This is a genomic window from Pseudomonas sp. W4I3 (genome assembly GCF_030816195.1).
Lineage (GTDB): Bacteria > Pseudomonadota > Gammaproteobacteria > Pseudomonadales > Pseudomonadaceae > Aquipseudomonas.
On record NZ_JAUSXS010000001.1, the window covers coordinates 5,745,190 to 5,756,827 of the forward strand.

The following is an 11,638-nucleotide window of genomic DNA, read 5'->3' on the forward strand; positions in this document are numbered from 1 at the left end:
CGATGGCGTACTACCGCACCCCTCATGACGTTACCGCGCTGCCCGCCTGGCAAGCGCTCAATCAACATCGCCAAGCCATGCAGGATTTCAGCATGCGCGAGGCGTTCAATGCCGACCCCCAGCGTTTCTCAGAATTCACCCTGAGCAGCTGCGGGCTTTTCCTCGATTACTCGAAAAATCTGATCACCCGCGAAACCCGCGACCTGCTGGTGGGCCTGGCCAACGAAGTCGGCCTCAAAGATGCGATCAACTCGCTGTATGCCGGCGAGCCAGTCAACTCCTCCGAAGGTCGCCCGGCGCTGCATACCGCCCTGCGCCGCCCGGTGGGCGACAAGTTGTCGGTCAACGGTGTGAACATCATGCCGGACGTGCACAAGGTGTTGAACCAGATCACTGACCTGGTCGGCCGCATTCACGATGGCCTGTGGCGTGGTTACACCGAGAAGCCGATCACCGACGTGGTGAACATCGGCATCGGTGGTTCGTTCCTCGGCCCGGAGCTGGTCTCCGAAGCGCTGTTGTCCTACGCTCATAAAGGTGTGCGCTGCCATTACCTGGCGAACATCGACGGCAGCGAGTTCCACGAGCTGACCATGAAGCTGCGCGCCGAGACCACCCTGTTCATTGTCTCGTCCAAGTCCTTCAACACCCTTGAAACCCTGAAGAATGCCCAGGCCGCTCGCGCCTGGTACTTGGCCCAGGGTGGCTCGGAAGCCGAGCTGTACCGCCACTTTATCGCCGTGTCGAGCAACAACGCAGCGGCCGTGGCGTTCGGTATCCGCGAAGAAAACATCTTCCCGATGTGGGACTGGGTCGGTGGGCGTTACTCGCTGTGGTCTGCGATTGGCTTGCCGATTGCGCTGGCAATCGGCATGTCCAACTTCAAGGAACTGCTGTCCGGTGCCTACACCATGGACCAGCATTTCCAGAACGCCCCGTTCGAAGACAACATGCCGGTGCTGCTGGGCTTGCTGGGCGTATGGTATGGCAACTTCTGGGGCTCGCAGAGCCACGCGATCCTGCCGTACGACCACTACCTGCGTAACATCACCAAGCACTTGCAGCAGCTGGACATGGAATCCAACGGCAAGAGCGTGCGCCAGGACGGCACACCGGTAGCCACCGACACCGGCCCGGTCATCTGGGGCGGCGTGGGCTGCAACGGGCAGCATGCTTATCATCAGTTGCTGCACCAAGGCACCCAACTGATTCCGGCCGACTTCATCGTGCCGATCGTGAGCTTCAACCCAGTCTCCGACCACCATCAGTGGCTGTACGCCAACTGCCTGTCCCAGAGCCAGGCACTGATGCTCGGCAAGACGCGCGCAGAAGCCGAAGCGGAGCTGCGCGAAAAAGGCATTCCGGAGGCCGACGTACAGAAACTGGCGCCTCACAAGGTGATTCCGGGCAACCGTCCGAGCAACACGCTCGTGGTCGAACGCATCAGCCCACGTCGCCTGGGCGCGCTGGTCGCCATGTATGAGCACAAGGTGTTCGTGCAGAGCGTAATCTGGGGCATCAACGCCTTCGACCAATGGGGTGTCGAGCTGGGCAAGGAACTGGGCAAAGGCGTCTACAACCGCCTGACCGGCGCCGAAGAAACCTTGGCCGATGATGCTTCCACCCAGGGCCTGATCAACTACTTCCGCGGTCGTCACCGCGGCTGATCCAGGTAGTGAAAGGCCAATGTCCGTTCGGACATTGGCCTTGAACCCTCACACATCAGGGTGCATCTTTATGACTTGTCGCCAAAACAAGAATAAGGAGCGCTCATGTTCGATATCAGTCAATTCCCGTCCGCCGACGCCGTTCGTCGGGCTGCGCAACTCAGTCAAGAGGACTATCAGCGCCTCTACCGCCAATCCATCGAACAGCCGGTCACTTTCTGGGCCGCGCAGGCCAAGGGCTTCCTCGATTGGGTAACGCCGTGGCACACCGTTCATAGCGCCGACATCAGCACCGGTGCCGCGCAATGGTTTGCAGGTGGACAGCTCAACGTCAGCTACAACTGCATCGACCGTCATCTGGCACAGCGTGCCGATCAGCCGGCCTTCATCTGGGAAGGCGATGACCCTGCAAAATCCTCCAAAATCACTTACCGCCAACTTCATCAACACGTCAGCCGACTGGCCAACGTGCTGAAGAGCCGTGGCGTAAGAAAAGGCGACCGGGTGTGCATCTATATGCCGATGATCCCGGAAGCGGCCTACGCCATGCTGGCCTGCACACGCATCGGCGCGGTGCACTCGGTGGTGTTTGGCGGGTTCTCGCCCGACGCCCTGCGTGATCGCATACTGGATGCCGACTGTCGTACTGTCATCACTGCCGACGAAGGTGTACGCGGCGGCAAGCCGGTGGCGCTCAAGCACAACGTGGATAAAGCACTGGCCAGTTGCCCGAACGTCAGCACCGTACTGGTGGTACAACGCACCGGCGCAAGCGTGAACTGGAGCGAAGGCCGCGACCTCAAGTATCAACAGGCCGTGGATGCCGCGAGCGACGATTGCCCGCCCGAGCCAATGGACGCCGAGGCCCCGCTGTTCATCCTCTATACCTCCGGCAGCACAGGCAAACCCAAGGGCGTGCTGCACAGCACCGGCGGTTATCTGCTGCAAGCGGCAATGACCTTCAAGTACGTGCTGGACTACCAGGAGGGCGAGGTGTTCTGGTGCACCGCCGACGTGGGTTGGGTCACCGGCCACAGCTACATCGTCTATGGCCCGTTGGCCAATGGGGCGACGTCATTGATATTCGAGGGCGTACCGAGTTACCCGGACAGCTCGCGCTTCTGGCAGGTCATCGATAAACATCAGGTGAATATTTTCTACACCGCGCCGACCGCATTGCGCGCGCTGATGCGTGAAGGCAGCGGCCCGCTACAAAGCTCTTCACGCGCCAGCTTGCGCCTGCTGGGCAGTGTCGGTGAGCCGATTAACCCAGAGGCGTGGGACTGGTACTTCAACGCCGTCGGCGAACAGCGCTGCCCGATTGTCGATACCTGGTGGCAGACCGAAACCGGCGGCATCATGCTCAGCCCGCTGGCCAGCGCCCAACGCATCAAGCCAGGTTGTGCCACCCAGCCGATGTTCGGCGTACAACCGGTGTTGCTGGATGAGCAAGGTAAAGAAATCAGCGGTGCCGGCAGCGGCGTGCTCGCGATCAAATCCAGCTGGCCGGGGCAGATCCGCAGCGTCTACGGCGATCCGCAGCGCATGATCGACACCTATTTCAAACCCTACCCCGGCTACTACTTCACGGGCGACGGCGCGAGGCGCGATGAGGACGGCGATTACTGGATTACCGGGCGGGTCGACGACGTCATCAACGTATCTGGCCATCGCATCGGTACGGCCGAAGTCGAAAGCGCCCTGGTGCTGCACGACCAGATCGCCGAAGCCGCGGTGGTGGGCTATCCCCACGACGTCAAAGGCCAGGGCATCTATGCCTTCGTCACGCCAATGAACGGCGTCGAACCCAGCGATGCACTGAAAAAGCACCTGCTGGAGTTGATCAGCAAGGAAATCGGCAGCTTCGCCAAACCAGAATTTATCCAGTGGGCGCCCGCCCTGCCGAAAACCCGCTCCGGCAAGATCATGCGCAGGATTCTGCGCAAGATCGCCTGCAACGAGCTGGACAGCCTGGGCGACACCTCGACGCTGGCCGACCCGAGCGTGGTGGACGGCTTGATCGAGGAACGCCTTAACCGATAGCCTCGAAATAACCCCCGGCCTGTTCAGGCCGGGGCTGTTAAACTGCGCGACCGCAATTGTCCTCATTTACCTGCAAGCAAGGCGCGCTCCATGACTCCCTTGAACCAGGCGCTGCGCGCCGCCCTCGATCATCGCCAAGACCTGATCAGTGAACTGCATGCCCAGGGGACTGACTGCTACCGATTGTTCCACGGCAGCCAGGAAGGCGCCGGCGGCCTGACGATCGATCGCTACGGCCCGCAATTATTGGTGCAAAGCTTTCACCAATCCCTGGAGCGCGCTGATCTGTTGGACCTGCACCAACTGATCAACCAATACATGGGCCTGGAATTGCTGCTGGTGTACAACGACCGCTCCCGTGGCAACTCGCGGATCGACCGAGAAGACACCGTCTACCGCGCCGAACCTGCCGCGCTGGAAGATCTGGTTGGTCACGAATGGGGCCTCAACTACCGTGTCCGCGGGCGCCATGCCGGGCAGGATCCGCTGCTGTTCCTTGATCTGCGCAACACCCGCGGCTGGGTCAAGGCGCACTGCGCCGGTAAAAGCGTACTCAACTTGTTCGCCTACACCTGTGGCGTCGGCTTGAGCGCGGCGGCGGGCGGCGCGCGCGAAGTCTGCAACCTGGACTTTGCCGAGGGGAACCTGGCGGTCGGTCGCGAGAACGGCCTGCTCAACCCGCAGTTGCCGACCATGGAGTTTGTACAGTCCGATTACTTCCCTGCAATCCGCCAACTGGCCGGCCTCGCCATCACTCAGCGCCGTGGCCAGAAATTGCCCAGCTACCCGCGCCTGGAACAGCGCCAGTATGACCTGGTGCTGCTCGATCCCCCCGCCTGGGCCAAAAGCGCCTTCGGCACCGTCGACCTGTTGCGTGACTACCAAAGTCTGCTCAAACCCGCCTTGTTGGCCACCGCCGATAATGGCGTACTCATTTGCTGCAACAACCTGGCGAAAGTGAGCATGGATGACTGGCGCGAACAGGTGCTGCGTTGCGCCGAAAAAGCCGGTCGCCCCGTGCGCGATTGGCAGGTGATGGCGCCGGGAGCGGACTTCCCGTCGAAAGACCAACAGCCTCCGCTGAAGACCCTGATCCTGCAATTGTAGGAAGTTTCCCAAGGCCCGCTGTTCTTCGGAACCGAAATCACGTGCCATACTCCAAGGCACTCTCGTTCGACATAGATGGCGTCACCCATGCCCAAAGGATTGACCCGCGCCCTAGGCGCCTTGTTGACTGCCCTTGCGTTGTACAGCTTGCTGGGCTTTCTGATTCTTCCCGGCATTGCCCTTCGCATTGCCAACCAGCAGTTGGCCAACTACGCGACGGTACCGGCGCGTATCGAGCGTATCGAGCTCAACCCGTTCAGCCTGGAGCTGACGCTATGGGGGCTGAAGATCGGTGAACCCGGCAAGGAACAGCTGGGCTTCGCGCGCCTCTATGCCAATCTGCAGATTGACAGCCTATGGACCCGCGCGCTGCACCTGGCCGATGTGCAACTGGAACAACCCAAGACCGAATTACTCTTCGACAAGTCCGGCCAGTTGAACCTGGCGCAGCTGTTCAAATTGCCTGCGAGCGAGCCGACCCCGGCCGATCCCGACGCCAAGCCCTTCCCGCTGCGTATCGACAGCATCAAGCTGGCGGGCGGTTATGTGCACTTCGAGGACCTGCGTCCCAGCGAACCCATCGAATTTCTCTACGACAAACTCGACTTCGAACTGAAGAACCTCAGTACATTGCCGGAAGATAACGCCGACATGACGTTGGTGGCCGCAGGCCCCGCGGGCGGGCAGATCGACTGGAAGGGCAACTTCAGCCTGGTGCCGATCACCTCACAAGGTTCGCTCAAAGTCACCGACGGCAAGATGAAAGCCTGGTGGCCGTATGTGCGCGATGCCCTGCCGCTGGTGCTTGAGGACGGCGTGCTTAATTTCAGCACCGACTACACCTTCAGCCTGGCCAAAGAGACCGAACTGAACCTGACCAACACCACCGCCAGCATCGCGCCTTTCGCAATCAAGGCGCCGGATGGTCGACCTTTGGCACGCTTGGAACGCCTGGACGTCAGCGAGACCACGGTGGACCTCGCCAAGCAGAAGGTGGTGATCGGCAAGATCCGCAGCAACAAACTGGAAACCTGGGCAGCCCGCGAAGCCGATGGGCAGCTCGACTGGCAGAAGCTGTTCGCCAGCCAACCCGCCAAGCCGGCCAAGGCGCCGGAGCCTGCCTCTGCCCCCGCAACCGCCGATTCGCCTGAAGCGAAACCGGCCGCGCCGAACAAGCCCTGGCAAGTGCTGCTCAAGGACGTGCAACTGCGCAACTATCAGGTGCACCTGGCCGACCGCCAGGCCAAGCCTGCGGTAGCACTGGAGCTGGGCCCGTTGAACGTCGACGTGCAGAATTTCGACAGCCTCAACCAGAGCCCTTTTACCTTGAAGGTCGACACCGGCCTGGGCAAGCAAGGCAAGATCCAGGCAACCGGCGAGGTCAACCTCAATCCGGTCAGCGCCAAGCTGAAAGTGAACACCCAGGACATCGACCTGCGCGTCGCCCAATCCTATATCAGCCCGTTCATTCGCCTGGAACTGCGCAGCGGCATGCTGGGCAGCAATCTGGATGTAAACCTCAAAAGCACCGAACCGCTGGCCCTTCAGGTCACCGGCCGGGCGCAGGTGGATCAGCTGCACACGCTCGACACCCTTAAGTCTCGTGATTTCCTCAAGTGGCAGCGCCTGGTGTTGGAAGGCGTGAACTACCAGCATGGCGACAGCCTGACGATCGATAAGGTCAACCTGCTGCAACCCTATGCGCGCTTCATGATCAATGACGACCGCACCACCAACATTGACGACCTGCTGATTCCGCAGCCCGCCGACAGCGGTGCCAAGTCTTCTGCCAAGCCGGCAGCGAGCAAAGACAAGCCGCTGGGTATCCGCATCGGGCAGATCGCGATCAACGACGGCTCGGCCAATTTCGCCGACTTCAGCCTCACGCCCAACTTCGCCACTGCGATTCAACAGCTCAACGGCCAGATCGGCACCATCGACAGCCGCCAAGCCAAGCCGGCCAGCGTCGACATCAAGGGCAAGGTGGACCGCTACGCACCGGTGACCATCAAGGGCAGCGTGAACCCCTTTGACCCGATGGCCGCGCTGGACATCGCGACCAGCTTCAAACGTGTCGAGCTGACCACCCTGACGCCGTACTCAGGCAAATTTGCCGGTTTTCGCATCCGCAAAGGTCGCCTGAACCTGGACTTGCATTACATGATCACCAAAGGTCAGTTGAAGGCTGAGAACAAGGTGGTGGTCGAGCAATTGCAACTGGGTGAGAAGGTCGACAGCGCCGACGCCGTGGACTTGCCGATTCGCTTGGCAATTGCCCTGCTCAAGGACAGCGACGGCAAGATTTCCATCGAACTGCCGGTGACCGGTGATTTGAACAACCCACAATTCAGCGTGATGCCGATTGTGTGGCAAACCCTGCGTAACCTCGTGGTGCGTGCGGCGACGGCGCCGTTCAAGTTCATTGGCGGGCTGGTGACCGGCGGGGGCTCGGAAGACCTGGGCAATGTCTCGTTCGCCGCAGGCTCGAGCGAACTGAACAAAGACGCCGAAGGCGCCCTCAACACGCTGGCCAAGGCGCTCAAGGAACGCCCTGCCCTGCGCCTGGAGATCGAAGGCACTGCCGCTGCCAGCAGTGACGGTCCGTTCCTGGCGGCACAACGGCTTGAGCGTGAATACCAATACAACTACTACAAGATCCTGCAGCGTCGCGGCGATAAAGTGCCGGCTCAGGCATCATTGCTTGTCGTGCCGGAGAAGGAAAAGGCGCCGTTGCTGGAAGGCATCTACCGCACCCGTCTGAAGCAACAGCCACCGGCCGAGTGGAAGGACTTGGGTAACGATGAGCGCACCGCCAAGCTCAAGGATGGCGTGATCAAGTTCTGGAGTGGCAGCGACGTGCTTCTGCGCCAACTGGGCCAGGACCGAGCCAGTACCATCAAGGACTATTTGGTGGATAAGGCTCAGCTGGAAGACGACCGCGTGTACTTCATTGATGCGCAGCTGGGACAGGCTGAGAAGGATGGTCGGGTCGTTACGCCGATGCACTTGGATGCCGAGTAACCCCATGTGGGAGGGGGCTTGCTCCCGATAGCGGTAGATCAGTCAATTATATTTTGACTGTGACACCGCTATCGGGAGCAAGCCCCCTCCCACATTGTGATGCCGCGTCTGGCCGGCAAATTATGGCGCCCAAATAGAACAGGCCCCGACACAAGTGCCGGGGCCTGTAATGACCACATCCGTGTGGTCGGTCGCATGAACTCCAGAGGTGCCTCGGGTGGATATCTAACTCACCCTAAGCCGCCGCTATCCGGTTCAGACGAAACCTGTGGGTTACTCTGCTTTCAGGCCATCAGCCGATACAGCTTTAACGCCTTTGATTTTCTTGGTGATCGCAACAGCAGTTTCTTTCTGCGCGGCGGTCACTGCGGTAGGGGACGACAGCGAAACTACGCCCTTGTTGGTTTCAACCTTGATGTCGGTGCCAGGAATACCTTTCTCGGTAACCAGGTCAGCCTTCACTTTGGTGGTGATCCAGGTGTCGCTAGTCGCCTCTCCAGCGTTGTGGGCTGCGCCTTTGGTTTTATCGATACCGTCAGCCTTGGTAGCGCCGCCAGCCAGCAGGCCGTCTGCGGAAACTGCAGTCACGCCTTTGATTTTTTTGGTGATGGCTACGGCGGTCGCTTTCTGCGAATCCGAGATAGCAACCTCGGAAGACAGGGAAACCACGCCTTTGTTGGTTTCAACCTTGATGTCCGAACCTGGGATGCCTTTTTCAGTCAGCAGGTCAGCTTTGACTTTAGTGGTGATCCAAGTGTCCGAGGTAGACTCTTTGGCTTTGGTCACTTCACCTGCCGCCAAGGTCATCGGGGCTTGGGAAGTCTGAGCAAAGGCTACGTTAGCACCCATGGCCAGAGTCAGAGCGGTAGCAGTAGCGAGAGCGAACTTCTTCATACGAGTAACTCCTGTTTTATTAAAAGTCTGCAGTTCATAAAAATCTTAGTGCTGCAGCGCTGACAGGGATATTGCAGGCAGTGTGCCAAGTCGGCACTCAGCAAAAAACCCTTATAAAACAGAAGCTTATAAAACATGCCGTTTTTCGGAATCGTGCAACTTGCATGAAGCCCATCGTGCCTGCATGCAAGTTGCGGCTTTTGGGGTGGGGCTAAACGGCTGATTCTGCTCCACTTTCTTGCGCGCATAAAAAAAGGACTCCGAAGAGTCCTTTTTTCAGCTTGAAGCTTTAGGGGTGATTAAACGCCCGAAGCCTTGGCTGCTGCTACGTCCTTGATGGACAGTTTGATACGGCCGCGGTTGTCCACGTCCAGTACCAGCACTTCCACTTCCTGGCCTTCTTTGAGAATGTCGGTCACTTTCTCAACGCGAGCGTCGCTCAGCATGGAGATATGAACCAGACCGTCTTTGCCCGGCAGGATGTTGACGAATGCGCCGAAGTCGACGATGCGCTCAACCTTACCGACATAGATCTTGCCGATCTCGGCCTCAGCGGTGATACCCAGGACGCGCTGGCGTGCAGCTTCAGCCGCTTCCTTGGTTTCGCCGAAGATCTTGATCGAACCGTCGTCTTCGATATCGATCGAAGCCTTGGTTTCTTCACAGATCGCACGAATGGTCGCGCCGCCTTTACCGATGACATCACGGATTTTGTCGGTGTCGATTTTCATCGCGATCATGGTCGGAGCATTTTCCGACAGCTCGGTACGCGACTGACCAATGATCTGGTTCATCTGGCCGAGGATATTCAGGCGCGCTTCCAGGGCTTGGCCCAGGGCGATCTCCATGATCTCTTCGGTGATGCCCTTGATCTTGATGTCCATCTGCAGCGCGGTCACGCCTTTGGCGGTACCGGCTACTTTGAAGTCCATGTCGCCCAGGTGGTCTTCGTCGCCCAGGATGTCGGTCAGGATGGCGAACTTCTCGCCTTCTTTAACCAGACCCATGGCGATACCGGCAACCGGCGCCTTCATCGGCACACCAGCGTCCATCAGCGCCAGAGAAGCACCGCAAACGGAAGCCATGGAGCTGGAGCCGTTGGACTCGGTGATTTCCGACACCACACGGATGGTGTAAGGGAACACGTCGGCAGCCGGCAGCATCGCTGCGATCGAACGACGGGCCAGACGGCCGTGACCGATTTCGCGACGACCAGCGCCACCCATGCGACCACACTCGCCCACCGAGAACGGAGGGAAGTTGTAGTGCAGCATGAACGGGTCTTTTTTCTCGCCTTCCAGGGTGTCCAGCAGTTGTGCGTCACGGGCAGTACCCAGTGTCGCGACAACCAGTGCCTGAGTTTCACCACGGGTGAACAGCGCCGAACCGTGAGTCTTCGGCAGAACGCCGACTTCGATGTTCAGTGGACGAACGGTGCGGGTGTCGCGACCGTCGATGCGAGGCTTGCCGTTAACGATGTTTTCGCGAACGGTGCGGTATTCGATTTCGCCGAAAGCCGCTTTGACTTCGCTGGAGGAAGGCTGGCCTTCTTCACCGGACAGCTTGGCCACGACCTGATCCTTCAGCTCGCCCAGGCGAGCGTAACGGTCAGCCTTGACGGTGATGGTGTAAGCGTCGGAGATGGCAGCGCCGAATTCTGCGCGGATGGCGCCCAGCAGTGCGGTGGCTTCTGGCTGTGGAGCCCAGGTCCAGGTTGGCTTGGCCGCTTCGGCGGCAAGTTCCTTGACGGCGTTGATCACAACCTGGAACTCGTCGTGAGCAAACAGTACGGCGCCCAGCATCTGGTCTTCGGTCAGCTCTTTGGCTTCCGATTCAACCATCAAGACGGCTTCGGAGGTACCGGCAACGACCATGTCCAGGCTCGAAGCTTTCTGCTGCTCGTAAGTCGGGTTCAGCAGGTAGCCGGTGCTTTCGTGGAAAGCCACACGAGCTGCGCCGATCGGGCCATCGAAAGGAATGCCGGAGATGGCCAGGGCAGCCGAAGTACCGATCATTGCAGCGATGTCCGGATCGGTCTTTTTGCTGGTGGAGACGACGGTGCAGACAACCTGCACTTCGTTCATGAAGCCTTCTGGGAACAGCGGACGGATCGGACGGTCGATCAGTCGGGAAGTCAGGGTTTCTTTCTCGGAAGGACGGCCTTCACGCTTGAAGAAACCGCCAGGGATCTTACCGGCAGCGTAAGTCTTTTCCTGGTAGTGAACGGACAGAGGGAAAAAGCCTTTGCTCGGGTCAGCGGTCTTGGCGCCAACCACGGTCACCAATACGGTAACGTCGTCGTCAACGGTAACCAGCACTGCGCCGGAGGCTTGACGGGCGATACGGCCTGTCTCGAGGGTAACGGTCGACTGACCGAACTGGAATTTTTTGATAACCGGGTTCACGGTGTCCTACCTTCTTTGTGGCTCTTGGGGAACTTGTTTTCTTGCGAAATTATTGGGCAATGTCGGGAATCGGCCCAACCCTTGTCCAGGGGGTAAAACGTGTGTCCAGATAAAACTTGAGGCTGGGAGCCTGCCATGGGCCAGCGGGAACCCCACTGACACACGGCAGACAACCAACCTCTAGCGCAATCGCTGATTAGCGACGCAGACCCAGGCGACCGATCAGAGCCTGATAACGACCCAGATCCTTGCCTTTCAGGTAGTCCAGCAGCTTACGGCGCTGGTTTACCATGCGGATCAGACCACGACGGGAGTGGTGGTCTTTACCGTTGGCCTTGAAGTGACCTTGCAGTTTGTTGATGTTGTGGGTCAGCAGTGCAACTTGCACTTCTGGCGAACCAGTGTCACCAACAGCTTGCTGATAGTCAGCTACGATTTGTGCTTTTTCTTGAACGTCGAGAGCCATGAGGCAATCCTTTTTTCAGGAAACCACCCAAAGGA

The 11,638-nt window shown here is 59.3% G+C and carries 7 protein-coding genes; 4 read left to right on the top strand and 3 right to left on the bottom strand.

Annotated features, from left to right (window positions below; translation table 11 throughout):
• The first annotated feature begins 2 nt into the window (after nucleotides 1–2).
• The 4 genes from pgi (at nucleotide 3) to QF045_RS26195 (ending at nucleotide 7,838) form a co-directional block, all read left to right on the top strand.
• Nucleotides 3–1,667 carry a glucose-6-phosphate isomerase gene (gene pgi / locus QF045_RS26180; protein WP_306494642.1) on the top strand — a complete coding sequence of 555 codons (1,665 nt, stop codon included), beginning with the start codon at nucleotides 3–5 and terminating at the stop codon, nucleotides 1,665–1,667.
• Nucleotides 1,668–1,772: 105 nt separating this feature from the next.
• Nucleotides 1,773–3,710, top strand: coding sequence for an acetate--CoA ligase (gene acs / locus QF045_RS26185; protein ID WP_306494643.1), 1,938 nt, complete (start codon nucleotides 1,773–1,775; stop codon nucleotides 3,708–3,710).
• Nucleotides 3,711–3,800: 90 nt separating this feature from the next.
• Entirely contained in the window at nucleotides 3,801–4,817 is a 1,017-nt protein-coding gene (locus tag QF045_RS26190) for a class I SAM-dependent rRNA methyltransferase (protein ID WP_306494644.1), read from the top strand.
• An 87-nt stretch (nucleotides 4,818–4,904) separates the two neighbouring features.
• Nucleotides 4,905–7,838 carry a DUF748 domain-containing protein gene (locus QF045_RS26195; RefSeq protein ID WP_306494645.1) on the top strand — a complete coding sequence of 978 codons (2,934 nt, stop codon included), beginning with the start codon at nucleotides 4,905–4,907 and terminating at the stop codon, nucleotides 7,836–7,838.
• A 273-nt stretch (nucleotides 7,839–8,111) separates the two neighbouring features.
• On the opposite strand, the gene QF045_RS26200 is transcribed toward QF045_RS26195, so the two are convergent.
• The 3 genes from QF045_RS26200 to rpsO form a co-directional block, all read right to left on the bottom strand.
• The gene (locus QF045_RS26200) at nucleotides 8,112–8,732 is read right to left on the bottom strand and encodes a BON domain-containing protein (RefSeq protein WP_306494646.1); all 621 of its coding nucleotides are present in this window, start codon (nucleotides 8,730–8,732) and stop codon (nucleotides 8,112–8,114) included.
• Nucleotides 8,733–9,031: 299 nt separating this feature from the next.
• A complete protein-coding gene (gene pnp / locus QF045_RS26205; protein WP_306494647.1) occupies nucleotides 9,032–11,137 on the bottom strand; it encodes a polyribonucleotide nucleotidyltransferase in 2,106 nt (701 codons plus the stop codon).
• Nucleotides 11,138–11,333: 196 nt separating this feature from the next.
• Nucleotides 11,334–11,603, bottom strand: a complete 270-nt coding sequence (rpsO, locus tag QF045_RS26210) for a 30S ribosomal protein S15 (protein WP_003176135.1) — start codon at nucleotides 11,601–11,603, stop codon at nucleotides 11,334–11,336.
• Nucleotides 11,604–11,638: the final 35 nt, after the last annotated feature.